Genomic DNA, 25,098 nt, shown 5'->3' on the forward strand with positions numbered 1-25,098 from the left:
TGTGTTGTTCTCCGTCCGAACCGAGGGAAGTGACCAGAAGAAAGCACGTGCACGTCGAAAAAGGGTGAGGTGTAAGGGTTCACGCGGGCCTGCGGCGGCGCAGCGGCGACAGCAGCCGGTCCAGGCCCACCAGCGTGCCCTCCACGACCAGCGCGAGCCCGGCGACCAGGACGGCGCCCGCGAAGACCTGGGCCGTGTCGTAGGTGTTGAACCCGGCGGTGATGATCCGGCCGAGACCGCCGAGGCCGACCATCGCGGCGATCGACGCGGTGGCCACGACCTGGACGGCGGCGGATCGCAGCCCGGTCATGATCATCGGGTAGGCGAGCGGCAGCTCGACCCGGACGAAGAGCTGGACGCCCGACATCCCCATGCCGCGCGCCGCCTCCACCACGGCCCGGTCCACCTCCCGCATGCCGACGTAGGCGTTGGTCAGCAGCGGCGGCACCGCGAACAGGACCAGCGCGATGATGGTGGGCCAGTACCCCGCGTTGCGCAGGGGCGTGACCATGAACAGGGCGAGCACCGCGAAGACCGGGATCGCCCGCCCCACGTTGGAGATGTTGACGGCGAGCGGGCCGCCCCGCCCGATGTGCCCCAGGTAGAGGGCGACCGGCAGGGCTATCGCGCAGGCCGCCAGCAGGGCGACCCCGCTCACGTACAGGTGCTCGCCGAGGCGGTGGGCGGCCCCGCCCTCCCCCGACCAGTTGGCCCCGGTGATCAGCCAGGTCCAGGCGTCGCCGACGACTCCCACGGTTCAGCCCACCTCTGCCTTCGGGGAAACCTTCACCGGAGCGGACGGCCCCGCCTGCGCGGTGCCCGGAGCCGGCGGCCCCGCGTCCGTCGGCGTGGCGGGGCGGGCCGGGCCCGACGTCCGCGATATCCGCGTCCAGGGCGTCAGCAGCCGCTGGAGGCCGAGCAGCAGCAGGTCGGCCGCGACCGCGAGCAGCACGCACAGCACCGAGGCCGTGAGCACCTGGGCCTTGAAGAAGCTGGGCAGCGCGTCCTCGATGAGATTGCCGAGGCCGCCCTTGCCGACGAGCGAACCGACCGTGGTCAGCGCGACCGTCGACACGGTGGCTATCCGCAGGCCCGCCATCACCGCCGGCAGCGCGAGCGGCAGCTCCACCTCCCACAGCAGCCGCGCCGGCCCGTACCCCATACCGCGCGCGGCCTCCTTGGCCTCCTGCGGCACCGCTTCGAGCCCGGCCAGGATGTTGCGTACGAGGATGGTGAGCGAGTAGAGCACCAGGCCCGTCACGACGAGCGCGGCCGACAGCCCGAACAGGGGCAGCAGCAGCGAGAACATCGCCAGCGAGGGCACCGTGTAGAGCACGGTCGTCAGCCCGAGCACCGGCCCCGCGAAGCCCCGGCCCCGGCGGGCCAGCAGGGCCAGCGGGAAGGCCACCGCGAGGCCGATCAGCACCGAGACCACCGTGATCCCGACGTGCTGCAGCGTCGCGTCCGCCAACTCCTGGCTGCGGGAGCGCAGATACTCCCCGCAGATCCAGTCGTTCGTCGCCAAACAGCTCTGCTCGGCCATCCGCCCTCCACCTCCTGCTTCCCCTCATCACCCGGGACCGCCCCGGGAAACCGCCCGGGACTCCCCGGCACACTCCGTCCGACCCGGGCCTGAGCCCGAACCCGAGCACAGAACCGAAGCCGAGCCCGAGCCCGGAACCGGGCCCGCCGCTCGGAACCCGGCGCTCCGCCTCTTCCGAAGCCCCCGGGCCCGGGATCGCCCGGATCGAACTGACGACTGGCGAGCCTATCCTCGACCACTGACAATCGCGGAGGGCTGTCGCATTCCGGCAACACGCCCTTCACGAAACGCCCTCCACAATGGGGAACCATGATCCGTTTCGAGCACGTCACCAAGCGGTACGCCGACGGCACCACCGCCGTCGACGACCTTTCCTTCGAGGTCGCCGAGGGTGAACTGGTCACGCTCGTCGGACCGTCCGGCTGTGGCAAGACGACCACCATGAAGATGGTGAACCGGCTGATCGAACCGACCGAGGGACGGATATTCCTCGACGGGGACGACATATCCACCATCGACCCCGTCGAACTGCGCCGCAGAATCGGCTATGTGATCCAGCAGGTCGGCCTCTTCCCGCACAAGACCGTGCTGGAGAACACCGCGACCGTTCCCCATCTGCTGGGCTGGAAGCGCGGAAAGGGACGCGAACGCGCCGCCGAACTCCTCGACCTCGTCGGACTCGATCCTTCCGTTTATGGCGACCGCTATCCGGAACAGCTTTCCGGCGGACAGCGCCAACGCGTCGGTGTGGCCCGCGCATTGGCCGCCGACCCGCCCGTCCTCCTGATGGACGAGCCTTTCGGAGCGGTCGACCCGGTCGTCCGCGAACACCTCCAGAACGAATTCCTGAAACTCCAGGCCCAGGTCCGCAAGACCGTGCTGTTCGTCACGCACGACATCGAGGAGGCCGTCCGCCTCGGTGACCGGATCGCGGTCTACGGACAGGGCCGCATCGAGCAGTTCGACTCCCCCGCCACCGTGCTCGGCGCCCCCGCGACCCCGTACGTGGCCGATTTCGTCGGCGCGGACCGCGGCCTCAAGCGGCTCTCGGTGACGCCCGTCGAGGAGAGCGACCTCGACCAGCCGCCGGTCGTCCACCTCGACGACCCGCTGGCCGCGGCCACCGGGCGGCTCCGGGCCGAGGGCGCGCGCTGGGCGGTCGTGCTGGACGGCCGCGACAACCTCCACGGCTGGATCCCCGCCGACGCCGCGGGCGCTGACGCGACCGTCGAGGGAACCGTCCGCGAGCACGCCCGCCGGATGGAGGCGTGGCTGCCGCTCGGCGCGCCCCTCAAGCAGGCGTTCGCCACCATGCTCCAGCACGACGCCGGCTGGATCGCGGTCATCGACGAGGAGGGCGAGGGCCGCTTCCTCGGCGTGCTGACCCCCGCCCGGCTGCACGAGGCCCTGCGCCGCTCGATCGACGCGGACGCCCAGGACGTACCGCGCGCGGAGGTCGCCGTGGAGACGGTGGCGGGCATCGCGCCGACGCCGGCGTAGCGGAGCCCCGCCCGGCTCACCACCCCGCGCGCGGCTCGCCTCCCCGCGCCCGCGTCCGGCTCGCCCCCGCCTCCGGCTCGACATGCCCGCGCCCGAACGGGACGGGCCGGGCCCGGCGAACTGTCCGCCCCTCGCCGGGCCCGGCGAGCCGCCCGCTCGGACCGGTCCGGGCCCGGGTGAGGCGAGCCGGGCCCGGGGGCGAGCCGCGTCCTCAGTCCGCGCTCAACCGGGCGCTCAGCCACTCCAGGGCCGGCGGGATCTCCCGCCGCCAGGTCGTGAAGTTGTGCCCGCCGCTGTCGAGCACGATGGAGGAGACCCGCGCCGGCGCCTTCACCTTCTCGATGAACTTCATCGTGCTCCTGAGGTTGCCCTCGCCCTCCCGGGACGTCGTCACCAGGAAGGACCCGCCCGACGGCGGCCGGTTCTCCAGGTTCCACATCAGGTCGGCCCGGTCGCGCAGCTCCTGCCGCCCGTGGAACAGGTCGCCCGTCGTCGGGTCCTCGGCCGCCCGGTAGTACGCGGAGAGGCCGGCGCTCGCCGCGTACCGGTCCGGGTGGAGCATCCCGATCTTCAACGCGCAGTAGCCGCCGGTGGAGTTGCCGATGATCCCCCAGTTGCGGGCCTTCTTCCCGACCCGGTACGACCCCGCGACCGCCTCCGGGAGGTCCTTCGCGAAGAACGTCTCCGTCCGCGGGCCCTTCGGCACGTCCACGCACTCGGTGTCCCGGGGCGGCGCGACCGTCGGCCGCAGCATCACCAGGACCATCGGGCGGGCCTTCCCCGCCTTCACCCGCTCATGCGCCGTCTGCGGGTAGCGCAGACCCTTCAGGAGGTTCTCGGCCGTGCCCGGATAGCCGGTGAGGACCACCGCCGCCGGGAACGTCCGCCCGGCGTACGCCGCCTGGAAGTACTCCGGCGGCAGATAGACGTACGCCGGCGACTCGACGCCCGACGTCCGGCCCGAGATCACCACCTTGTCGATCCGCCCGCCGGCCGAGGGCACCCGCCCGCCCGGCACGTCCGGGTGCTGCGTGGCGATCCGCGTCATGTGGCGGGAGCCCTCCGAGCCCTCCGCCCCGTCCTCGTGGTCCGTGACGACCCCCAACTCCTGCTGCTGCCCGAAGAGGTCGGCCCAGGAGCCGTAGAAGAGGAAGGCGTTGTTGGCCGCCAGCCCCACCGCCGCGAACAGCGTCAGCTGGGTCGCCAGCAGCAGCCCGATCCGGCCCGAGACGGCCCTCGCGCCGGGCCGGGCCAGCCGCGGCCAGAACCGGACCGTGGCGGCGAACAGCGCGACGGCCGCCGCCGCCACGACCGCCAGAACTGCGGTGCTGGTGAGACCCATGAGCGTGCTTTCTCCATAGCTTTTCGTACCGGGCGGGACCGCGACGTGGTGCCACGTGACGCGGCGGTGAGGCGGTCCGGACGGAACCTGACGCGGACTTGATACGGGAAATTTCCGGTATGTGGATGAACCCCCGCCGCCGGGCCCACGTCCTAGAGGGCGCACATCGTCCGAGCGGCTCCGGCCGGCGGACTCAGGGAATCTCACGCGAAGCCACGGGAAGCGATGTCTGTCACGCTAGATGGGGATAAGTCGGTATCGGTTCCGCAGCGCGTCCGCCGGTTGCTCCACGGGCCGCGCCCCGCGGCCGTACCGGTGATCGTCGGCACCGCCTGCACCGTCGTCGGGCTGATCGACGTCGCCGCCGGGATCTTCCCGCGCTTCCGGCACAGCCGTATGCACTCCCTCGCCGAAGTGCTCCCCGGGGCGCTCGGCCCGTTCGCCGCCGCGCTCTCGCTCAGCGCGGGCGTGCTGCTGCTCCTGCTCGCGCACGGGCTGAAGCGGCACAAGCGGCGGGCCTGGCGGGCGGCCGTGGTCCTGCTGCCGGCGGGGGCCGTGGCCCAGTTCGCGTACCGCCACTCGATCGTCGGGGTGCTCGTCTCGCTGACGCTGTGTTGGCTGCTGGTACGCCACCGCGACCAGTTCCGGGCCCTGCCCGACCCGCGCAGCCGCTGGCGCGCGCTCGTCAACTTCGTGCTGCTCGGGGCAGGTTCGCTGGGGCTCGGGCTGATCATCGTCAGCGTCCACCCCGGCCGCGTCGTCGGCGACCCGTCCATCGCCGATCGCCTCCAGCACGTGCTGTACGGCCTGTTCGGCGTCGAGGGGCCCGTCGACTACGCCGGCCGGACCAGCTGGACCGTCGCCTACTCGCTGGGCGCGCTCGGCCTGCTCACCGCCGTCACCACCATCTACTTCGCCTTCCGCCCCGAGCACCCTGCCGCGCGCCTCACCGAGGACGACGAGACCCGGCTGCGGGACCTGCTGGAGCGGCACGGCGGCCGGGACTCGCTCGGCCATTTCGCCCTCCGCCGCGACAAGGCCGTCGTCTTCTCCCCCAGCGGCAAGGCCGCCGTCTGCTACCGCGTCGTCTCCGGGGTGATGCTGGCCGGCGGCGACCCGATCGGGGACGTCGAGGCGTGGCCGGGCGCGATCGAGCGCTTCATGGACGAGGCGCGGGCGCACTCCTGGACCCCGGCGGTGATGGGGTGCAGCGAGACCGGCGGCCAGGTCTGGACCCGCGAGACCGGGCTCACCGCCCTGGAGCTCGGGGACGAGGCGGTGGTGGACGTCGCGGATTTCTCCCTCTCCGGACGGGCCATGCGGAACGTGCGCCAGATGGTCAAGCGCATCGAGCGGGCCGGCTACGAGACCCGGGTCCGGCGGGCACGTGACATCGGCGACACCGAGCTGGACCGTATCCGGCGCGCCGCCGCCGACTGGCGCGGCACCGACACCGAACGCGGCTTCTCCATGGCGCTGGGCCGCATCGGCGACCCCTCCGACGGCGACTGCGTGATCGCCACCGCCCACCTCCCCGGCTCCGGCACGGAGGACTCCCCGTACGGCGACCTGAAGGCGGTCCTCCACTTCGTCCCCTGGGGGCGCGACGGGATGTCCCTGGAGCTGATGCGCCGCGACCGCTCGGCCGACCCCGGCATGAACGAGCTGCTGATCGTCGCCTCCCTCCAGGCCGCCGGGAAGCTCGGCGTCGACCGGGTCTCGCTCAACTTCGCGATGTTCCGCTCCGCGCTGGCCCGCGGCGAGCGGCTCGGCGCGGGACCGGTGCTGCGCTGCTGGCGCGGGCTGCTGATCTTCCTGTCGCGCTGGTTCCAGATCGAGTCGCTGTACAAGTTCAACGCCAAGTTCCAGCCGCGCTGGGAGCCCCGCTTCGTGGTCTTCCGCACCAGCCGCGACCTGCCGCGCATCGGGATCGCGGCGATGCGGGCGGAGGGCTTCGTGAACCTCTCGCTGCCCCGCCCGTTCCGCCCCCGCACCGCCCGCCCCTGCGGCCACGCCGTCCGGACCTCCACCGAGCACGAGGTGAGCGCGGCATGACGACGGCACCGGCACGTGCGGCAGGTTCTAGTCTGGTCGTATGAGTACGTCACGCACGCGGGGCACGGTCCGAGGGCTGCCGGAGTGGGACCGCTGCGCGGTCATGGGGGTCGTCAACGTGACGCCCGACTCCTTCTCCGACGGCGGCCGCTGGTTCGACACCACGGCCGCCGTCAAACGCGGCCTCCACCTGGTGTCCGAGGGCGCGGACCTGGTCGACGTGGGCGGCGAGTCCACCCGCCCGGGCGCCAGCCGGGTCGACGAGACCGAGGAGCTGCGCCGGGTCGTCCCGGTCGTGCGGGGACTGGCCTCGGAGGGCGTCACCGTCTCCGTGGACACCATGCGCGCCCGGGTCGCGGCGGAGGCCGTCGCCGCCGGGGCCGTCCTGGTCAACGACGTCAGCGGCGGACTCGCGGACCCGGACATGGTCCCCGCCGTGGCCGAAACCGGCGTCCCGTTCGTCGTGATGCACTGGCGCGGCTTCAGCGCGTCGATGAACAGCCGCGCGGTGTACGGGGACGTCGTCGCCGAGGTCCTCGACGAGCTGCGGCAGCGGATGGACGCGGTGATCGAGGGCGGGATCGCCCCGGAACGCGTCGTGATCGACCCCGGTCTCGGCTTCGCGAAGGACGCCGCCCACGACCTGGCGCTCGTCGCCCGCCTGGACCGGCTCCACACGCTGGGCCGCCCGCTGCTGGTGGCCGCCTCCCGCAAACGGTTCCTCGGGCACGTGCTGGCCGGCCCCGGCTCCGCCCCGCCGCCCGCCCGGGAACGCGACGCGGCGACCGCCGCCGTCTCCGCGCTCTCCGCCGCCGCCGGCGCCTGGGCCGTCCGGGTCCACGAGGTACGGGCCACCGCCGACGCGGTCCGCGTCGCCCGCGCGGTCGAGGGAGCCGCGTGAACGAGGAGCACGCCCGCGCCGCCGCCGACATCGCCGAGGTCGAGGCCGCCAACACCGCCTTCTACGAGGCGCTGGAACGCGGCGACCTCGACGCCCTCACCGACAGCTGGCTGCCCGGCGAGGAGCTGACGGTCTCCTGCGTCCACCCCGGCTGGCCGGTGCTCACCGGCCGCCGCGACGTCCTGCGCAGCTACGCCCTGATCATGGCGAACACCGACTACATCCAGTTCTTCCTCACCGACGTCAACGTCACGATGACCGGTGAGACCGCCCTGGTCACCTGCACCGAGAACATCCTCAGCGGCGGCCCGGCCGAGGACGGCGACGCGCTGGGCCCGCTGGTGGGCCGGCTCGTCGTCGCCACCAACGTGTTCCGGCACACGGCGGACGGCTGGAAGCTCTGGTCCCACCACGGGTCCCCGGTCCTGGCCGACTCCGACGAGGACGACGACGAGGACACCACCCCCTGACGGTCCCCCCGGCCGGCTCGGCGCTCCCCTCCCCGGCGAAACCTCCCCGGAGGGGAAAACACCCGCACGAGTGGGTACGGGACGGATGGGGATGGGAACCGGGGTCGCCGGGTAAGGGCGGCTCACAAGCCCGCAGGGGCGCGTTCCCCGGCCCCACGGGCGAGCACGGTCGGTGCTCGCAGGTAGATTCGAACGACGGCACCGCGCCGCCCGCACGCGGACGGGGCGCCGCTCGACCAACGACAGCAGGAGTGATTCGCGTGGATCGTGTCGCGCTGCGCGGCCTCAAGGCCCGCGGGCACCACGGCGTCTTCCCCCGGGAACGGGAGGAGGGCCAGACCTTCATCGTCGACCTGGTGCTCGGCCTCGACACCCGCCCCGCCGCGGCCACCGACGACCTGACCCGCACCGTGCACTACGGCGTGGTGGCCGAGGAGGTCGTCGCCGTGGTGACCGGCGAGCCCGTCGACCTGATCGAGACGCTCGCCGAGCGCATCGCCCAGCAGTGCCTCAAGCACGATGCCGTCCAGGAGGTCGAGGTCGTCGTGCACAAACCGGACGCGCCGATCACCGTCCCCTTCGACGACGTCACCATCACGATCACCCGGAGCCGATCATGACCGCGTTCTCCACCGAGGGGCAGAGCGACCCGACCGTCCAGCCGGTCCCGACGGCCGTCGTCCGGCAGGTCGACGCCGCCGACACCACCCTCTCCAACCCCAAGATGGCCGTCATCGCCCTCGGCTCCAACCTGGGCAACCGGCTGGAGACCCTCCAGGGGGCCGTCGACGCCCTGGAGGACACCCCGGGCCTCAAGGTCAAGGCCGTCTCCCCGGTGTACGAGACGGAGCCCTGGGGCGTCGAGGCCGACTCCCAGCCCGCGTACTTCAACGCCGTCATCCTCGTGAAGACCACGCTGCCCCCCGCCTCCCTGCTGGAGCGCGGCCACGCCGTCGAGGAGGCGTTCGACCGGGTCCGCGAGGAGCGCTGGGCCCCCCGCACCATCGACGTGGACATCGTGTCGTACGCGGACGTCCTCTCCGACGACCCGGTGCTCACCCTCCCCCACCCGCGCGCCCACGAGCGGGCCTTCGTCCTCGCCCCCTGGCACGACATGGACCCCGAGGCCCAGCTGCCCGGCGCCGGCCCGGTGGCCGAGCTGCTCGCCGGGGTCGGCCGCGACGGCGTGCTGCCCCGCCCCGACCTGGAACTGCGCCTGCCGGAGTAATCGTTAGGCTCGACGGACGGTGGTCCGGCACACGGCCGGACCGGGCACAGGCGGCGCGAAGGGCGGCTCACGCGGTGAAGCAACTACGGCTCGGGGTACTGGCGGGCCTCTTCGCCGCCGCCGGTGTCCTCTCCTGGGGCGGGGCCCGGCTCTGGGACTCCTTCGGCACCCTGCCGAGCGTCCCGCTAGCCGCGTCGATCGTCCTCGCGGTGATCGCGGTGATCCTCCTCGCCACCGCCCTCTCCACCCGCAACCGCCTCCGCGCCCAGCGCGAACGCCGCCCCGGCGCCAAGGGCGTCGAGCCCCTGTTCGCGGCCCGCGCGGTGGTCTTCGGCCAGGCGAGCGCCCTGGTCGCCGCCCTGGTCGCCGGGATGTACGGCGGCACCGGCGTCTTCCTGCTCGGCTTCCTCGACATCCCGCCCCGCCGCGACCAGGCGATCTACGCGGGCGCCGCCGTGGTCGCCGCCATCGGCGTCATCGCCGCCGCCCTCTTCCTGGAACGCGTCTGCCGCCTCCCGGAGGACGGCAACGACCACGACGGCACGGGCACGGCAGCGGCCTGACCCGCCAAGGGCCCGGCCCCGACCGCAGTACGCGGTCGGGGCCGGGCCCTCTGCCTGTTCGGGAGCGTCAACGAGCCAGGATCAGGCTCATCGCCTCGGCGCGGGTCGAGGCGTCGCGGAGCTGGCCGCGCACGGCAGATGTGGTGGTCTTCGCCCCGGGCTTGCGGATGCCGCGCACCGACATGCACATGTGTTCGGCCTCGATCACCACGATCGCGCCCCGCGCCTCCAGTATCCGCATGAGCGAATCCGCGACCTGGGTAGTGAGCCGCTCCTGCACCTGGGGCCTGCGGGCGAAGACGTCCACCAGGCGGGCCAGCTTCGACAGGCCGGTGATCTTGCCCGTCTCGGCCGGGATGTAGCCGACGTGCGCGACACCGTGGAAGGGCAGCAGGTGGTGTTCGCAGAGAGACATGATCTCGATGTCCTTCACCAGGACCATTTCATCGTGCCCGAGGTCGAACGTCGTGGTGAGAACGTCCTCGGGCTCCTGCCGCAGGCCGGCCAGGATCTCCTTGTACGCCCGCGCCACCCGCCCCGGAGTCTCCCGCAGCCCCTCGCGGTCCGGGTCCTCGCCGACGGCGAGGAGGAGCTCGCGTACGGCCGCCTCGGCCCGCTTCTCGTCGAATGCGCCGATCGGGCCCTCGCCGTCCAGCGTCACCGGGTCGGTCATCTGTGCCTCGTTCCTCTGTGCTGTCCCGTACGCGGGTTCGCGACCGGACACCGCGGACCTACGGAAAAGCCGCGCCCCCACAGGCTAGAACCTGGGGGGCGCGGCATCCATTCCGGGCCCGGTCCGGCCCCCGTGACGGGGGTCTCACCGAGGCGTCGGGACGGGACTAGCTCTCCTCGGGACGCTCCTCGGGGACCGACTCGGTGGACGGGCCGACGCCCTTCGTGAGGTCCGTCGGGGCGATCTCCGGCGGGGCGGCCGAACCGTTGGCCGAGCCGTTGGTCAGGGCCAGCTCCTTGGGCGAGAGCACCGGGGGCCGCGTCGACGGGGTGCGCCGGGCGGATCCGGTCCACGCCGGGCGGGCGGGGCGCTTCACGATCGGGGCGAAGATCTCCGCGATCTCGTCCTTGCCCAGCGTCTCCTTCTCCAGGAGTTCGAGCACCAGGTGGTCGAGGATGTCGCGGTTCTCGACGAGGATCTCCCACGCGTCGTTGTGGGCGGTCTCGATGAGCTTCTTGACCTCCTCGTCGACCAGGGCCGCGACCTCTTCCGAGTAGTCGCGCTGGTGGCCCATCTCGCGGCCCAGGAAGGGCTCCGAGTTGTCGCCGCCGAACTTGATCGCGCCGAGGCGCTCCGTCATGCCGTACTGCGTGACCATCGCGCGGGCCGTCGCCGTGGCCTTCTCGATGTCGTTCGCCGCACCGGTGGTCGGGTCGTGGAAGACCAGTTCCTCGGCCGCGCGCCCGCCCAGCATGTACGCGAGCTGGTCGAGCATCTCGTTGCGGGTCGTGGAGTACTTGTCCTCCTCCGGGAGCACCATCGTGTAACCGAGGGCGCGGCCGCGGGAGAGGATCGTGATCTTGTGGACCGGGTCCGACTGGGGGGAGGCCGCCGCGACCAGGGCGTGTCCGCCCTCGTGGTACGCGGTGATCTTCTTCTCCTTCTCGGACATGATCCGGGTCCGCTTCTGCGGGCCCGCCACGACACGGTCGATCGCCTCGTCGAGGCTCTCGTTGTCGATGAGCTTCTTGTCGCTGCGCGCCGTCAGGAGCGCCGCTTCGTTCAGCACGTTCGACAGGTCGGCACCGGTGAAGCCGGGCGTGCGCCGGGCGACGGCGCCGAGGTCGACGCCCTCCGCGACGGGCTTGCCCTTCTGGTGCACCTTGAGGATCTCCAGGCGGCCCTGCATGTCCGGACGGTCGACCGCGATCTGCCGGTCGAAGCGTCCCGGGCGCAGGAGCGCCGGGTCGAGGATGTCCGGGCGGTTCGTGGCGGCGATCAGGATGACGCCGCCCTTCACGTCGAACCCGTCCATCTCGACGAGCAGCTGGTTGAGCGTCTGCTCGCGCTCGTCGTGACCGCCGCCCATGCCGGCGCCGCGGTGGCGGCCGACGGCGTCGATCTCGTCGACGAAGACGATCGCCGGGGCGTTCGCCTTGGCCTGCTCGAAGAGGTCGCGCACCCGGGAGGCGCCGACGCCGACGAACATCTCGACGAAGTCGGACCCGGAGATCGAGTAGAACGGCACGCCCGCCTCGCCGGCGACGGCGCGGGCGAGCAGGGTCTTGCCCGTGCCGGGCGGCCCGTAGAGCAGGACGCCCTTGGGGATCTTGGCGCCGACGGCCTGGAACTTCGCCGGCTCCTGGAGGAACTCCTTGATCTCGTGGAGTTCCTCGACGGCCTCGTCGGACCCCGCCACGTCGGCGAAGGTCGTCTTGGGGGTGTCCTTGGTGATCAGCTTGGCCTTGGACTTGCCGAACTGCATGACCTTGGAGCCGCCGCCCTGCATCTGGTTCATCAGAAACAGGAAGACGACCACGATGAGGACGAAGGGCAGCAGCGAGAGGAGGATCGAGACGAACGGGGACTGCTTCGACGGCGAGACGGTGTAACCCTTCTCGATGTCGCCCGACTCGAACTTCTTCTGCAGCGTGTCGGCGAGCTCGACGCCCTGGTTGCCGATGTAGCTCGCCTGGAACTTGCTGCCGTCTTCGCCGTCGAGCTTCTGGCCCTTCTTCAGCTCGACCTTGAGGATTTGTTCGTCACCGGTGGTCAGCTTGGCCTGCTCCACCTGGTTCTTGCTGATCGCCTGGACCACCTTGGCGGTGTCCACCGTCTTGTAGCCGCCCGACGAGCCGACGACCTGCATCAACACGACCACGGCGAGGACGGCCAGCACGATCCACATGACCGGCCCACGGAAGTATCGCTTCACGTCCATCCATACGGAGCGAAGACGCCCCGTCCCTCCTGCCCGTAGGTAAATGCTGCTGTTTGAAAAGAGTGTTCTTCGGACGGTACCTCAGCACGGGCACCCGCGACCGCCGGGTGCGGCGGAGAAACCTGCTTTCGCAGCTTCAACGGCCCGGTGGCAGTGAGGGTTCCCCGGCGGGTGGGCCGGGGTCAGCCGCCGTAGACGTGCGGGGCGAGCGTGCCGACGAAGGGCAGGTTGCGGTACTTCTCCGCGTAGTCCAGCCCGTAGCCGACGACGAACTCGTTGGGGATGTCGAAACCGATCCATTTCACATCGATGGCGACCTTTGCGGCATCCGGCTTGCGCAGCAGGGTGCAGACCTCCAGCGAGGCCGGTTCCCGGGAGCCCAGGTTGGACAGCAGCCAGGACAGCGTCAGACCGGAGTCGATGATGTCCTCGACGATCAGGACGTGCTTGCCCTTGATGTCGGTGTCGAGGTCCTTGAGGATCCGCACGACGCCGGACGACTGGGTGCCCGCGCCGTACGACGAGACGGCCATCCAGTCCATCGTGACGGGGGACGACAGGGCGCGCGCCAGGTCCGCCATGACCATCACCGCGCCCTTGAGGACGCCGACGATGAGCAGGTCCTTGCCCGCGTACTCCGCGTCGATCTTCCCGGCCAGCTCGACGAGCTTCGCGTCGATCTCTTCCTTGGTGAGGAGCACCGACTGAAGGTCGGTACCCATGTCCTTCTCGTTCACCCACGTCTCTTTCTGTGCTGCGGACGGCCTGGCCCGCCGGTCCGGGGGTGCCCGGGCCGGCGGCGGTTCGCCTGCACTTCAGCCGCTCGCGCGTCAGCTCTGCCGAATGACCAGTCTGCCACCCTGCCGTGTCGCCTCGACGCGGCCGGGCAGGTTGATCGCCCGCTGGCCGCGCCAGCCGGTGATCAGGCGGTCCACTTCTTCGAGGTGCCGGGCGAAGAGGGAGCCCGCGGGCGAGCCGGCCTCGATGAGCGCGCGGCGCAGCACCCGGCGGCGTACGGCGGGGGGCAGGGCGTAGAGGCCGGCGCAGGTGAGGCCGCCGTCCCCGTCGCGTACGGACTGCTCGGCCTCGGCGGCCCAGGTGTCCAGCGCGTCGGCGTCGTCGCGGGAGAGCTGGGCGGTCCGGGCGAGGGCCTCGACGACGCCCTTGCCGAGCGCCTTCTCCAGCGCGGGCAGCCCTTCGTGGCGCAGCCGGGAGCGGGTGTAGGCGGGGTCGGTGTTGTGCGGGTCGTCCCAGACCGGGATCGACTGGACCAGGCACGCCTTGCGGACGGTCTGCCGGTCGAGCCGGAGGAAGGGGCGGCGGTAGCGGCCGGCCGGTCCGGAGGCGTCGGCCATGCCGGAGAGCGAGCGGATGCCGGAGCCGCGGGCGAGGCCGAGGAGCACGGTCTCGGCCTGGTCGTCGCGGGTGTGGCCGAGCAGGACGGCGGCGGCGCCGTGGCGTTCGGCGGCGGCGTCCAGGGCGGCGTACCGGGCGTCGCGGGCGGCGGCTTCGGGGCCGCCCTCGCGTCCGACGTGCACGGCGACGGCCTCGACGGGGTCGAGGTCCATGGCGGTGAGCCGGGTGACGACCTCGGCGGCGCGGAGGGCGGAGCCCTGCTGGAGGTTGTGGTCGACGGTGATGGCGCCGGCCCGGACGCCGAGCTTGCGGGCCTCGAAGGCGAGGGCTGAGGCGAGGGCCATGGAGTCGGCGCCGCCGGAGCAGGCGACGAGGACGAGCGGGGTGTCGGGCCGTTCGGGGAGTGCGGCGCGGGGGCCGTCCGCCGCGGCGGCCCCGGCGAGCGGGGCGGGGGCGGCGTGCGCGGCGCGGCGCGCGGTACCGGCGGGCCGGTCATGGCCGGCGTGCCGGTGGAGATCGGTGAGGACGTCGTGGAGTACGCGGCGGACCGCCAGGCGTATCGCCGCGACCGCAGGATGGGGACCCATGTCCGGTGCCCTTCGTGGAGTTCGGGAGGAGCGTCGAGCGCCGGAACGCGTGAGTCCCGTCACTCAGAGTGCGTCGATGGTGACAGAGGCAAGCTGTCCATCGAGCATTGCACGCCTTCCCGTGGCTCCATGGTCCCTCGGATGGGTGATTAGGGGGCGAATATCGGTCCCTCAGGAGTATCCGGGCCGGTTCGTGGTCAGGATTCGGCCTTACGGTGCACGCGCGCGACCCAGTCGGCGGGCCGGGCGATCTCGGCCTTGGTCGGGAGGGTGTTGGGCGAGGTCCAGACGCGGTTGAAGCCGTCCATGCCGACCTCGTCGACGACCGACCGGACGAACTTCTCGCCGTCCTTGTACTGGCGGAGCTTGGCGTCGAGGCCGAGGAGCTTGCGCAGGGCCTGGTCGAGGCGGCCGGCGCCCTGGGCGCGGCGCTGCTGGAACTTCTCGCGGATCTCGGAGACGGAGCCGACGACGCCGGGGCCGACGCCGTCCATGACGTAGTCCGCGTGTCCTTCGAGGAGGGACATGACGGCGGTGAGGCGGCCGAGGACCTCGCGCTGGGCGGGGGTCTGGACGATGTCGACGAGGCTACGGCTCCCGCTCTCGCCCTGTTCGCCCTCGGGGCGGCCGCCGGAGAGGGACTGGGCGGCCTCGCGGAGGCGTTCCAGGAAGGTCATGGGGTCGACGTCGGTCTCGTCGAGGAACGTCTGGATCTCGCCCTGGAGGTGGTCGCGGAGCCAGGGCACGCCGGTGAACTGGGTGCGGTGGGTCTCCTCGTGGAGGGCGACCCAGAGCCGGAAGTCGTGCGGGTCGACGTCCAGTTCGCGTTCGACGTGGACGATGTTGGGGGCGACGAGGAGGAGCCGGCCGCCGCCGTTCGCGGAGGCGGGCAGTTCGCGGGTGGCGGGGGCGAAGGTCTCGTACTGGCCGAGCACCCGGGAGGCGAGGAACGAGAGCAGCATGCCGAGCTCGACGCCGGTGACCTTGCCGCCGACCGCGCCGAGGACGGCGCCGCCGGGTCCGCCGGAGCGGCGGCCCTCCATCTTGGCGAGCAGGGGCTTCAGGAGTTCGCGGAAACCGGCGACGTTGGCCTTGATCCAGCCGGGGCGGTCGACGACGAGGACGGGGGTGTCCTCGGGTTCGGTCCCCTCGGGGATCATCCGGGTGAACTCCCGGACGTGTTCCTCGGACGCCTTGGCGTGGCGGCGGAGCTCCGCGACGACGGCGCGGGCCTCCTCGCGGCTGATGTCGGGCCCGGGCCGTACGAGCCGGGTCGCGGTCGCCACCGCGAGATTCCAGTCGACCATCTGGGCACCACCGATGCTCGTCATGCGTCAACCGTACGTGAGCCTGTCGCCCGGTGGTGGGGTCTTGCGCGGCTCTTCGGGTGCGGAGCCCGCTCAGACGCCCGCGAGGGCGGTGGCCAGGGCGTCGAGGGCGGGTTCGGCCCCGGCGGCCGAGGTGGAGCCGGAGGCGAGGAAGGCGAAGGCGAGCAGGCGGCCCTGCCGGTCGACGACGGTTCCGGCGAGGGAGTTGACGCCCCGGAGTGTGCCGGTCTTGGCGCGGACGAGGCCGGTGCCCGCGGCGTCGCGTTCGTAGCGGCCGTCCAGGGTGCCGCTGAATCCGGCGATCGGGAGGCCGGTGAGAACGGGGCGCAGTCCGGGGCGGTCGGGGTCGGCGGCGCGGGCGAGGAGGGCGGTGAGGAGGGCGGGGGTGACGCGGTCCTTGCGGTCGAGGCCGCTGCCGTCGGCGAAGTGGGCGCCGCCGACCGGGAGCTGGAGCTTCTTCAGTTCGTTGGTGACGGCGCGGCGGGCCCCGGCGAAGGACGCCTTCTCGCCCTTGGCGATGGCGGTCTGGCGGGCGAGGGCTTCGGCGATGTCGTTGTCGCTGTTGGTGAGGGTGCGCTCGGCGAGGGCGGAGAGCGGGGCCGAGCAGTGGGTGGCGACGGTGCGGGCCTCGTCGGCGGCGCGGGCCTCGCGGGGGGCTCCGGTGACCTGGACGCCCGCCTTCTCCAGGGCCTCGGCGAAGGCGCGGGCGGCGTCCCCGGCCGGGTCGTCGGTGCGGTCGGCGGGGCCGCGGTCCGATCCGTCGAGGCGGCCCTCGTCGATCATCAGGGCGGTGACGGGGGCGATGTTCTCGTTGGGGCTGATCGGGTGGAGTTCGGGTCCGGTGTAGCGGGAGACGTCGTACGTGAGCCGTACCGGGCCCGCCGGGTTCTCGCCGTCCTCGCCGTCCTCGCGCAGGGCGTCGGCGGCCTCGGCGGCCATGGCGCGCAGGTCCGCCTTCGCGAGCGTGGGGTCGCCGCCGCCGACGAGGGTGAGGGTGCGGGAGTCGGGGGACAGCGCGGCGGTGGTGGCGATGCGGTGGTCGGGGCCGAGGACGGAGAGGGCCGCGGTGGTGGTGGCGATCTTGATGGTGGAGGCCGGGGTCATCGGGGTGGTGGCGCCGTGTCCGTACAGCTGCTCGCCGGTGGCGGTGTCGACGACGGAGGCGGCGAGCTTCTTCCCGAGCCCGGGGGCGTCGACCAGCGGGGTGAGGGCGGCGCGGAGCCCGGCGGGGTCCTGGGCGGCTTTGGCGGCGGTGAGCGCGGGGAGGACGGCGGGGGCGCTGGGGGCCGGGCGGGGGCCTTCGGGCGTGGTGCGGCCGTGATGTGCGCCACCTGTGCGGTCGGCGGCGGCGGCCAGGGCCCGCTCGGCCTTACGCTGACCGTTGTCCCAGGGGCCGGCGGCGAGGACGGCGCCGGCGGCCACGGCCAGGCCGAGCGTCGCGGAGCCTGCGATCACCTGCCACGTGTGGGAGCCGTTGTGCTTCGTCGTCAGGAACTTTGGCCCGCGCCACGGGTCCGAGGGGCGCACCGACGGTTCCTCCACCTGCTCGGCCACCGTTGACCAGCCCCTTTCGCGAGCACTCTTCTGCGTGGGGGACACTTAATCACCAGTCGTATGTGTTGATCATGGAGGAGCCACCCGTGGAGTTCGACGTCACCATCGAGATCCCGAAGGGTTCGCGGAACAAGTACGAGGTGGACCACGAGACCGGTCGGATCCGCCTGGACCGTCGACTCTTCACCTCGACCAGCTACCCGGCCGACTACGGCTTCGTCGAGAACACCCTCGGCGAGGACGGCGACCCGCTGGACGCGCTGGTCATCCTGGACGAGCCGACCTTCCCCGGTTGCCTCATCAAGTGCCGTGCCATCGGCATGTTCCGGATGACCGACGAGGCGGGCGGCGACGACAAGCTGCTCTGCGTCCCGGCGTCCGACCCGCGCGTGGAGCACCTGCGCGACATCCACCACGTGTCGGAGTTCGACCGCCTGGAGATCCAGCACTTCTTCGAGGTCTACAAGGACCTGGAGCCGGGCAAGTCCGTCGAGGGCGCCGACTGGGTCGGCCGCGCCGAGGCGGAGGCCGAGATCGAGGCGTCGTACAAGCGTCTCGAGGCGCAGGGCGGCGCGCACTGACGTCCCCCTTCCGGTTCTCTCGCTGAGCCGGACGGCGGTCCTGGAACGGGCGGTACACCTTCACGGGTGTGCCGCCCGTCGTGCTGTCCGCCGACGCCTCCGCGCCGCCCGCCCGGGTGTCCGTCCGCGCGGGTACGGGGGACGCGCGCGAGGCGCGTCACCTCCGCGCGTGCGGGGCCCATGCCGGTGGCCATACTGGGCACACGTGCGGCGGGGCACCCCCATTGACGTGCAGTCGAGCAGGAACGAGGTCGAGTGGTGGCGGAATCGGGCGGTCCTGAGGACCAGAAGCCCCAGTCCGACGAGGCGCGGAGCGCTTTCGCTCCACCGGCGGGGACGATGCAGCCGGTGTCGCCGCCCGAGGAGGACCATCCGACGTCGGAGTTCGCCCTTCCGACCGGGGTGCAGGCGGAGTCGGCGCAGTCCGGGGCGGGCGGCTCTTCCGGGGGCGGTTCGAACTCCGACACGCTGACGTCCGCCTTCACGCCGCCGAGCACGTACCGGGCGCAGCAGTCGCCGCCCGCGTTCACCCCCGCGCAGGGCATTCCGATGGTCAAGCTGACCAAGGAGGCGCCCTGGCAGGACCGGATGCGCACGATGCTGCGGATGCCGGTGACCGAGCGGCCGGCGGCGGAGTCGATCCAGCGCACCGACGACGACACGGGCCCCGCCGTGCCCCGGGTGCTCGACCTGACGCTGCGTATCGGGGAGCTGCTGCTGGCGGGCGGCGAGGGGGCCGAGGACGTCGAGGCGGCGATGTTCGCGGTGACCCGGTCCTACGGGCTCGACCGCAGCGAGCCGACGGTGACGTTCACGCTGCTGTCCATCTCGCACCAGCCGTCGCTGGTGGACGACCCGGTGACGGCGAGCCGTACGGTACGCCGCCGGGGCACCGACTACACCCGGCTCGCGGCGGTGTTCCGGCTGGTGGACGACATCACCAGCGAGGACACGGAGGTGTCGCTGGAGGAGGCGTACCGGCGGCTCGCGGAGATCCGACGCAACCGCCACCCGTACCCGGGCTGGGTGCTGACGGCGGCGGCCGGGCTGCTGGCCGGTTCGGCCTCGGTGCTGGTCGGCGGTGGGGTGCTGGTGTTCCTGGTGGCGGCGGCGGGCGCGATGCTCGGCGACCGCCTCGCGTGGCTGTGCGCGGGGCGGGGGCTGCCGGAGTTCTACCAGTTCACGGTGGCGGCGATGCCGCCCGCCGCGATGGGGGTGGCGCTGACGCTGACGCATTCGACCGACATCCGCCCCTCCGCGGTGATCACCGGTGGGCTGTTCGCGCTGCTGCCGGGGCGGGCGCTGGTCGCGGGGGTGCAGGACGGGCTGACCGGCTACTACATCACCGCGTCGGCCCGCCTCCTCGAAGTCATGTACTTCTTCATCGGGATCGTCGCGGGCGTGCTGATCATCCTGTACCTCGGTCTCCAGCTGGGGGCCGAGCTGAACCCGGAGGCCCGGTTCACGCCGTACAACGAGCCGGTGGTGCAGATCCTGGCGTCGATGGCGCTGAGCCTGGCCTTCGCGGTGCTGCTCCAGCAGGAGCGCTCGACGGTCCTGGCGGTCACCCTGAACGGCGGGGTGGCCTGGATCGTCTTCGGGGCGATGGCGCGGACCGGGCAGATCTCGCCGGTCGCGGCGACGGCGGTGGCGGCCGGTCTGGTGGGCCTGTTCGGCCAGCTGTTCTCGCGCTACCGCTTCCACTCCTCGCTGCCGTACATCACGGCGGCGATCGGGCCGCTGCTGCCCGGTTCGGCGACGTACTTCGGTCTGCTGGGCGTGGCGCAGAACGAGCTGGACACCGGGCTCGCCTCGCTGTCCACGGCGGTCGCGACGGCGCTGGCGATCGCGATCGGGGTGAACCTGGGGAGCGAGATCTCGCGGCTGTTCATGGGGCTGCCGGGGGCGGTCGGCGGGGCGAGCCGCCGTGCGGCGAAGCGGACCAGGGGGTTCTGACCCTCGGCGGCGGGCCCCGCGCCCGGTACGTACGCGAGCGCCCCGCCCGGGGAGACTTCCGGGGCGGGGCGCTCTCGTCGTACGGGGCGGGGTCAGCGCTTGGCGTGACGGCCGCGCTGGCCGGAGGAGGGGCCGTTGCCGCCCGCCGGGGGCCGGCCGGTGCCGTCGTCCTCCAGAGCCGCGGCCTTCTTGCCCTGGCTGCGGGCGCGCAGCACCTCGATGACGATCGGCACCACGGAGATGAGCACGATCAGGATGAGGATCATCTCGATGTGCTCGTGCACGAAGTCGATCTTGCCGAGCAGGGCGCCGAGCACGGTGACGCCGACGCCCCAGAGGATCGCGCCGACGACGTTGTACGTGATGAAGGAGCGGTAGTTCATCCGGCTGACGCCCGCGATGATCGGCGTGAAGGTGCGCACGATGGGCACGAACCGGGCCAGGACCAGGGACTTCGGGCCGTGCTTCTCGAAGAACTCGTGGGCCTTCTCCACGTTCTCCTGCTTGAAGAGGCGGGAGTCGGGGCGCTTGAAGAGGGCCGGGCCGACCTTGCGGCCGAAGAGATAGCCGACCTGGTCGCCGACGATCGCTGCGACGGCGATCAGCGTGCAGACCAGCCAGAGCGGGTACTTCAACTGCCCCGTGGTCACCAGCAGGCCCGTGGTGAACAGCAGCGAGTCGCCGGGCAGGAAGAACCCGATGAGGAGTCCGGACTCGGCGAAGACGATGAGGAGCAGGCCGGGGAGCCCGAACGTGTTGAGCAGATAGTCCGGGTCCAGCCAGCTCGGTCCGAGCGCAAGCGTATTCAAGGGTCCGGGCTCCAGGATCAGGGTGTGATGGCGGCACAGTGGCCGCCCCAAGCTATCAACGCCCGATGCGTGCCGGTGGTTCCAGTGGCGTACAGCGGGAATGCGCATCCTACGAAGCGGCCCGAAGCTGGTCACAGGAGGTGCCATCACCATGGGCATTGAGGAATTCGGCGGCGGCCAGGCGGCCCAGGCGGACGTGCTGGTCGTCACGACGAACGACGTACCCGGCTATCAGGTGACCCAGGTCATCGGCGAGGTCTTCGGGCTGACCGTCCGCTCCCGTCACCTCGGCAGCCAGATCGGCGCCGGGCTGAAGTCGATGATCGGCGGCGAGCTGAAAGGGCTGACCAAGACACTGGTCGAGACCCGCAACCAGGCGATTGAGCGGCTCGTGGAACAGGCGCGGGCCCGGGGCGCCAACGCGGTCCTGATGATGCGCTTCGACGTGACCGAGGCGGCGGACGTGGGGACGGAGGTCTGCGCGTACGGGACGGCGGCGGTGATCAGCAAGGTGTGACGCGGGGCCACCCGGGTCCCTCTCCGGCTTCACGCGGTCCCTCTTTGGGAGTTATGCGCGGTTTGCCGCCTAATGTGATCCGGTGGCTCCCGCATCCCCCGCGCCTCCCGCGCCCCCGCCGGCCCCCTCTCCCCCGCCCGCCGCCCCCGCCCGACGGCTGCTGCCGCTCGTCCTGCCGGCGCTCGTCGTCGGCGTCGTCTGCGCGCTGATCCTGCTCGGGGTGAGCCTGCTCGCGGAGCGGCTGCAGGACGTGCTCTGGGAGACCCTGCCCGACGCGCTCGGCGTCGGGCGGTACTCCTCCCTCTGGATGGTCGCGATGCTCACCGCGACCGGCCTGGCGGTGGGGCTGGCGCTGCGGGCCGTACCGGGGCGCGGCGGTCCCGATCCGGCCACCACCGGGCTGGTCGACGCCCCGATGCGGCCCGGGGTCGTCCCCGGGCTGCTCCTGGTGACCGTCCTGGCGCTGGCGGGCGGGGTGAGCCTCGGCCCGGAGAACCCGATCACCGCGGCCAACGTCGCGCTGGCGTTCTGGCTGGGGCGGCGGTTCGCGCCCGGCGCCCCCGGTGAGCTGTGGGTGGCGCTGGCGGCGGCCGGGACGATCGGGGCGCTCTTCGGCACGCCGATCGCGGCGGCGCTGATCCTCTCCGAGACGCTGGCCTCGCAGCCGGGCCCCGGGGCGTTCTGGGACCGGCTGTTCGCCCCGCTCGCGGCCGGGGCGGCGGGCGCGCTGACCATGTCGCTCATCGCGGAGCCCAGTTTCGACCTCTCCCTGCCGGCGTACTCCGGACCGCACTGGGGCGATCTGCTGGCCGCTCTGCTGATCGCCTCGGCGGGGGCGCTCCTGGGGCTGCTCGCGGTGTACGCGTTCCCGGTGGCCCACCGCGTCTTCGCGGCGCTGCGGCATCCGGTGCTCGCCCTGACGGCGGGCGGGCTGGTGCTGGGCCTGCTGGGGGCGCTGGGCGGCCATCTCACGCTGTTCAAGGGGCTCGACGAGGTGAAGGTGCTCGCCGAGGACCCGGACGGGTGGTCGGCCGCCGAGTTCGCGGGGATGGCGGTGGTGAAGGCGGCCGCCCTGACGGTGGCGGCGACCTGCGGCTTCCGGGGCGGCCGGATCTTCCCGGCGGTCTTCGCGGGGGTGGCGCTCGGGTTCTGCGCCCACGCCCTCGTGGACGCGGTGCCGCCGTCGCTCGCGGTCTCCTGCGCGGTCCTCGGCATCCTGCTCGCCGTCACCCGGCAGGGGTGGGTGAGCCTGTTCACGGCGGCGGTGCTGGTGAGCGACGCCTCGGTGCTTCCGCTGCTGTGCGCGGCGACGCTGCCCGCGTGGCTGCTGGTCACCGGACGGCCCCAGATGCAGCTGGACGGGGACGGGAAGCCGCTGCGGTAGGGCGGCGGGGCGGCGAGAGGGTTGCCGAGGGCCCCAGGGCGGTGACAGGCGAGCGGGATACCGAGGGCCGCGGGGCGGTGACAGGCGAGCGGGACGACCGTCGGCCGTACGCGGTCACGGGAAAGGCCGCGCCCGCCGCGCCGTACGGGCCGAATCTCCGTATCGTCGGATTCGTGCGTTACGTACCGCTCCTGGACGATCCGTCTCGGCGTCCCGCGCCGAGACGCTGACGCCGTCCGCGACCGATCCCGCCCCCGCTCCCGCTCCGTCGGAGGTTTCCGTATGTCCACGCCCGTCAACGTCGCCGTCATCTACTACTCCTCCACCGGCACCATCGCGCGGATCGCGCGGGCCATCGCCGAGGACGCGGAGCGCGCCGGGGCGCGGGTGCGGCTGCGCCGGGCGGCCGAGCTGGCCCCGCAGGCGGCGATCGACTCCAACCCGGCGTGGGCCGAGAACGTCCGCGCGACGGCGGACATCCCGGAGGTCTCGCCGGACGACATGGTCTGGGCGGACGCGGTGGTCTTCGGTTCGCCGACCCGGTACGGGAACGTCGCCGCGCAGCTCAAGCAGTTCATCGACACGCTCGGCGGGCTCTGGCAGTCGGGGCAGCTCGCCGACAAGGTCTACAGCGGGTTCACCGCCAGCTCCACCGCCCACGGCGGCCAGGAGTCCACGCTGCTCGCGCTCTACAACACGGTCCACCACTTCGGCGGCATCCTCGTCGCGCCCGGGTACACCGACCCGTCGAAGTTCGTCGACGGCAACCCGTACGGCACCTCGCACGTGTCCGGGCAGGGCGACATCCCGGTCGGCGAGCAGACGCTGACCGCCGCCCGCGTGCAGGCCGAGCGGGTCGTGCGGATCACCCGGGCGCTCAAGGCCGGCCTGGGCTCGGCCGACTGACCCGGTACGCCGGGCCCGTAAGCCGAACCTGTACGAAGCCCCCCGTACGCCGGAGCCGTACGACACCCCCGTACGCCACCTCCGTACCGACGCCACCTGCGTACCGACGCCACCTGCGTACCGACGCCCCCGCGCATCCCGGCTGCCCCACGGCGCACCCCGCCCTCGCCGGCTCAGAGAAGGGTCCCCCACCATGCCGCTCCACCGCGGTGCCCACCCGGAGCAGGACGAGCCCTCCGACGAGCGGCGCAGGCTCGCGCTGAACCCGTTCTACGGTGAGGCCGACCCGACGGCCGCGATGCACACCGCGCCGCCGCGCCACCGGCTGCCGGACGGGCCGCTGCCGCCGCTGACCGCGTACCGGCTGGTCCACGACGAGCTGATGCTCGACGGCAACTCCCGGCTCAACCTGGCCACGTTCGTCACCACGTGGATGGAGCCGCAGGCGGACGTCCTGATGAGCGAGTGCCGGGACAAGAACATGATCGACAAGGACGAGTACCCGCGCACCGCCGAGCTGGAGCGGCGCTGCGTGGCGATGCTCGCGGACCTGTGGAACGCCCCCGATCCGCAGACGGCCGTGGGGTGTTCGACCACCGGCTCCAGCGAGGCGTGCATGCTCGCGGGGATGGCGCTGAAGCGCCGCTGGACCCGGCGGAACGCGGACCGCTATCCGGCGAAGGCGAAGCCCAATCTGGTGATGGGCGTCAATGTGCAGGTCTGCTGGGAGAAGTTCTGCGACTTCTGGGAGGTGGAGGCCCGGCAGGTCCCGATGGAAGGCGACCGCTTCCACCTCGACCCGCGGGCGGCCGTCGAGCTGTGCGACGAGAACACCATCGGCGTGATCGGCGTCCTCGGCTCCACCTTCGACGGCTCCTACGAGCCGATCGCGGAGCTGTGCGCGGCGCTGGACGACCTCCAGGAACGCACCGGCCTCGATGTCCCGGTCCACGTGGACGGGGCGTCCGGCGCGATGGTGGCGCCCTTCCTCGACCCGGACCTGGAGTGGGACTTCCGGCTGCCGAGGGTGGCGTCGATCAACACGTCGGGCCACAAGTACGGGCTCGTCTACCCGGGCGTCGGCTGGGTGCTGTGGCGGGCGGCGGCGGCGCTGCCGGAGGAGCTGGTCTTCCGGGTCAACTACCTGGGCGGCGAGATGCCCACGTTCGCGCTGAACTTCTCGCGGCCCGGGGCGCAGGTGGTCGCGCAGTACTACACGTTCCTGCGCCTCGGGCACGAGGGCTACCGGGCGGTCCAGCAGGCGTCCCGGGACGTGGCCTGCGGGCTGGCGCGCGCGGTGGAGGGGCTGGGCGACTTCCGACTCCTCACCCGGGGCGACCAGTTGCCGGTGTTCGCCTTCACGACGAAGGACGACGTCCACGCGTACGACGTCTTCGACGTGTCGCGCCGGCTGCGCGAACGGGGCTGGCTGGTCCCCGCGTACACCTTCCCGGCCGACCGCCAGGACCTGTCGGTGCTGCGGGTGGTGTGCCGCAACGGTTTCTCCTCGGACCTGGCCGAGCTGCTGATCGAGGACCTGAAACTGCTGCTGCCCGAACTCCGCTCCCAACGCCACCCGTTGAGCCAGGACCGGCCGGTGCCGACGGCGTTCCACCACTGAGAC

At 72.3% G+C, this 25,098-nt stretch carries 23 protein-coding genes; 13 read left to right on the plus strand and 10 right to left on the minus strand.

Going from position 1 to position 25,098, the window contains the following annotated elements; all coding sequences use genetic code 11:
* Positions 1–79: 79 nt before the first annotated feature.
* Both IF19_RS0115930 and IF19_RS0115935 read right to left on the minus strand, forming a co-directional pair.
* On the minus strand, positions 80–754 hold the full coding sequence (locus tag IF19_RS0115930; RefSeq protein ID WP_030114559.1) for an ABC transporter permease: 675 nt from the start codon (positions 752–754) through the stop codon (positions 80–82).
* 3 nt (positions 755–757) lie between these two features.
* Positions 758–1,543 (minus strand): ABC transporter permease, encoded by a 786-nt coding sequence (locus IF19_RS0115935; protein ID WP_050491029.1) that lies wholly within the window; start codon positions 1,541–1,543, stop codon positions 758–760.
* A 309-nt stretch (positions 1,544–1,852) separates the two neighbouring features.
* Here IF19_RS0115935 and IF19_RS0115940 point away from each other — a divergent pair, with 309 nt between their 5' ends.
* Positions 1,853–3,043, plus strand: a complete 1,191-nt coding sequence (locus IF19_RS0115940) for an ABC transporter ATP-binding protein (RefSeq protein ID WP_030114562.1) — start codon at positions 1,853–1,855, stop codon at positions 3,041–3,043.
* A 211-nt stretch (positions 3,044–3,254) separates the two neighbouring features.
* On the opposite strand, the gene IF19_RS0115945 is transcribed toward IF19_RS0115940, so the two are convergent.
* Entirely contained in the window at positions 3,255–4,385 is a 1,131-nt protein-coding gene (locus IF19_RS0115945) for an alpha/beta hydrolase (RefSeq protein ID WP_030114563.1), read from the minus strand.
* A 225-nt stretch (positions 4,386–4,610) separates the two neighbouring features.
* Here IF19_RS0115945 and IF19_RS0115950 point away from each other — a divergent pair, with 225 nt between their 5' ends.
* The 6 genes from IF19_RS0115950 (at position 4,611) to IF19_RS0115975 (ending at position 9,602) form a co-directional block, all read left to right on the plus strand.
* Complete coding sequence (locus tag IF19_RS0115950) at positions 4,611–6,440, plus strand: phosphatidylglycerol lysyltransferase domain-containing protein (RefSeq protein ID WP_030120648.1); 1,830 nt, start codon at positions 4,611–4,613, stop codon at positions 6,438–6,440.
* 40 nt (positions 6,441–6,480) lie between these two features.
* Entirely contained in the window at positions 6,481–7,341 is an 861-nt protein-coding gene (gene folP, locus IF19_RS0115955) for a dihydropteroate synthase (RefSeq protein ID WP_169749615.1), read from the plus strand.
* Positions 7,338–7,811, plus strand: a complete 474-nt coding sequence (locus tag IF19_RS0115960; RefSeq protein WP_030114565.1) for a nuclear transport factor 2 family protein — start codon at positions 7,338–7,340, stop codon at positions 7,809–7,811. Before folP ends, IF19_RS0115960 begins: the two co-directional genes overlap by 4 nt.
* Before the next feature lie 260 nt (positions 7,812–8,071).
* Positions 8,072–8,431, plus strand: coding sequence for a dihydroneopterin aldolase (folB, locus tag IF19_RS0115965; RefSeq protein ID WP_030114566.1), 360 nt, complete (start codon positions 8,072–8,074; stop codon positions 8,429–8,431).
* A complete protein-coding gene (gene folK / locus IF19_RS0115970; protein WP_030114567.1) occupies positions 8,428–9,039 on the plus strand; it encodes a 2-amino-4-hydroxy-6-hydroxymethyldihydropteridine diphosphokinase in 612 nt (203 codons plus the stop codon). The genes folB and folK overlap by 4 nt, the downstream gene beginning before the upstream one ends.
* A gap of 74 nt (positions 9,040–9,113) precedes the next feature.
* Positions 9,114–9,602, plus strand: coding sequence for a DUF3180 domain-containing protein (locus tag IF19_RS0115975; protein ID WP_030114568.1), 489 nt, complete (start codon positions 9,114–9,116; stop codon positions 9,600–9,602).
* A 67-nt stretch (positions 9,603–9,669) separates the two neighbouring features.
* Here IF19_RS0115975 and folE read toward each other — a convergent pair whose 3' ends face one another.
* The 6 genes from folE to dacB all read right to left on the minus strand — a co-directional run bounded on the left by folE (position 9,670) and on the right by dacB (position 17,321).
* Positions 9,670–10,275, minus strand: coding sequence for a GTP cyclohydrolase I FolE (folE, locus tag IF19_RS0115980; RefSeq protein ID WP_030114569.1), 606 nt, complete (start codon positions 10,273–10,275; stop codon positions 9,670–9,672).
* A 166-nt stretch (positions 10,276–10,441) separates the two neighbouring features.
* Positions 10,442–12,496, minus strand: coding sequence for an ATP-dependent zinc metalloprotease FtsH (gene ftsH / locus IF19_RS0115985; protein ID WP_030114570.1), 2,055 nt, complete (start codon positions 12,494–12,496; stop codon positions 10,442–10,444).
* Between the two features lie 182 nt (positions 12,497–12,678).
* Positions 12,679–13,218: a hypoxanthine phosphoribosyltransferase gene (hpt, locus tag IF19_RS0115990; RefSeq protein WP_030114571.1), complete on the minus strand. Its 540-nt coding sequence runs from the start codon at positions 13,216–13,218 to the stop codon at positions 12,679–12,681.
* A 108-nt stretch (positions 13,219–13,326) separates the two neighbouring features.
* A complete protein-coding gene (tilS, locus tag IF19_RS0115995; protein ID WP_030114572.1) occupies positions 13,327–14,439 on the minus strand; it encodes a tRNA lysidine(34) synthetase TilS in 1,113 nt (370 codons plus the stop codon).
* 197 nt (positions 14,440–14,636) lie between these two features.
* Positions 14,637–15,770: a zinc-dependent metalloprotease gene (locus IF19_RS0116000; protein WP_032748073.1), complete on the minus strand. Its 1,134-nt coding sequence runs from the start codon at positions 15,768–15,770 to the stop codon at positions 14,637–14,639.
* A gap of 69 nt (positions 15,771–15,839) precedes the next feature.
* Positions 15,840–17,321, minus strand: a complete 1,482-nt coding sequence (gene dacB, locus IF19_RS0116005; RefSeq protein ID WP_030114574.1) for a D-alanyl-D-alanine carboxypeptidase/D-alanyl-D-alanine endopeptidase — start codon at positions 17,319–17,321, stop codon at positions 15,840–15,842.
* An 86-nt stretch (positions 17,322–17,407) separates the two neighbouring features.
* Between dacB and IF19_RS0116010 the strand changes: the two genes are divergently transcribed.
* A complete protein-coding gene (locus IF19_RS0116010) occupies positions 17,408–17,902 on the plus strand; it encodes an inorganic diphosphatase (RefSeq protein WP_003968257.1) in 495 nt (164 codons plus the stop codon).
* A gap of 255 nt (positions 17,903–18,157) precedes the next feature.
* Positions 18,158–19,858: a threonine/serine exporter family protein gene (locus IF19_RS0116015; RefSeq protein WP_030114575.1), complete on the plus strand. Its 1,701-nt coding sequence runs from the start codon at positions 18,158–18,160 to the stop codon at positions 19,856–19,858.
* A gap of 92 nt (positions 19,859–19,950) precedes the next feature.
* Here IF19_RS0116015 and IF19_RS0116020 read toward each other — a convergent pair whose 3' ends face one another.
* Positions 19,951–20,667, minus strand: a complete 717-nt coding sequence (locus IF19_RS0116020; RefSeq protein WP_030114576.1) for a DedA family protein — start codon at positions 20,665–20,667, stop codon at positions 19,951–19,953.
* Positions 20,668–20,818: 151 nt separating this feature from the next.
* Between IF19_RS0116020 and IF19_RS0116025 the strand changes: the two genes are divergently transcribed.
* From IF19_RS0116025 to gad, 4 genes are all read left to right on the plus strand, one after another.
* Entirely contained in the window at positions 20,819–21,184 is a 366-nt protein-coding gene (locus tag IF19_RS0116025; RefSeq protein ID WP_030114577.1) for a YbjQ family protein, read from the plus strand.
* 82 nt (positions 21,185–21,266) lie between these two features.
* Entirely contained in the window at positions 21,267–22,568 is a 1,302-nt protein-coding gene (locus IF19_RS0116030) for an ion channel protein (protein WP_030277119.1), read from the plus strand.
* Between the two features lie 282 nt (positions 22,569–22,850).
* Positions 22,851–23,474, plus strand: a complete 624-nt coding sequence (gene wrbA, locus IF19_RS0116035) for an NAD(P)H:quinone oxidoreductase (RefSeq protein ID WP_030114579.1) — start codon at positions 22,851–22,853, stop codon at positions 23,472–23,474.
* A gap of 193 nt (positions 23,475–23,667) precedes the next feature.
* The gene (gad, locus tag IF19_RS0116040; RefSeq protein ID WP_030277121.1) at positions 23,668–25,095 is read left to right on the plus strand and encodes a glutamate decarboxylase; all 1,428 of its coding nucleotides are present in this window, start codon (positions 23,668–23,670) and stop codon (positions 25,093–25,095) included.
* Positions 25,096–25,098 lie beyond the last annotated feature (3 nt).

This window comes from Streptomyces californicus (assembly GCF_000717645.1).
Taxonomy (GTDB): Bacteria; Actinomycetota; Actinomycetes; order Streptomycetales; family Streptomycetaceae; genus Streptomyces; species Streptomyces californicus.

Excerpts from the sequence above, each read along its gene's own strand:
- IF19_RS0115935 (WP_050491029.1), bottom strand. The coding sequence starts at position 1,543 with ATGGCCGAGCAGAGCTGTTTGGCGACGAACGACTGGATCTGCGGGGAG.
- IF19_RS0115940 (WP_030114562.1), top strand. The coding sequence starts at position 1,853 with ATGATCCGTTTCGAGCACGTCACCAAGCGGTACGCCGACGGCACCACC.
- IF19_RS0115945 (WP_030114563.1), bottom strand. The coding sequence starts at position 4,385 with ATGGGTCTCACCAGCACCGCAGTTCTGGCGGTCGTGGCGGCGGCGGCC.
- IF19_RS0115950 (WP_030120648.1), top strand. The coding sequence starts at position 4,611 with ATGTCTGTCACGCTAGATGGGGATAAGTCGGTATCGGTTCCGCAGCGC.
- folP (WP_169749615.1), top strand. The coding sequence starts at position 6,481 with ATGAGTACGTCACGCACGCGGGGCACGGTCCGAGGGCTGCCGGAGTGG.
- folK (WP_030114567.1), top strand. The coding sequence starts at position 8,428 with ATGACCGCGTTCTCCACCGAGGGGCAGAGCGACCCGACCGTCCAGCCG.
- folE (WP_030114569.1), bottom strand. The coding sequence starts at position 10,275 with ATGACCGACCCGGTGACGCTGGACGGCGAGGGCCCGATCGGCGCATTC.
- ftsH (WP_030114570.1), bottom strand. The coding sequence starts at position 12,496 with ATGGACGTGAAGCGATACTTCCGTGGGCCGGTCATGTGGATCGTGCTG.
- hpt (WP_030114571.1), bottom strand. The coding sequence starts at position 13,218 with ATGGGTACCGACCTTCAGTCGGTGCTCCTCACCAAGGAAGAGATCGAC.
- tilS (WP_030114572.1), bottom strand. The coding sequence starts at position 14,439 with ATGGGTCCCCATCCTGCGGTCGCGGCGATACGCCTGGCGGTCCGCCGC.
- IF19_RS0116000 (WP_032748073.1), bottom strand. The coding sequence starts at position 15,770 with ATGACGAGCATCGGTGGTGCCCAGATGGTCGACTGGAATCTCGCGGTG.
- IF19_RS0116025 (WP_030114577.1), top strand. The coding sequence starts at position 20,819 with ATGGGCATTGAGGAATTCGGCGGCGGCCAGGCGGCCCAGGCGGACGTG.
- wrbA (WP_030114579.1), top strand. The coding sequence starts at position 22,851 with ATGTCCACGCCCGTCAACGTCGCCGTCATCTACTACTCCTCCACCGGC.
- gad (WP_030277121.1), top strand. The coding sequence starts at position 23,668 with ATGCCGCTCCACCGCGGTGCCCACCCGGAGCAGGACGAGCCCTCCGAC.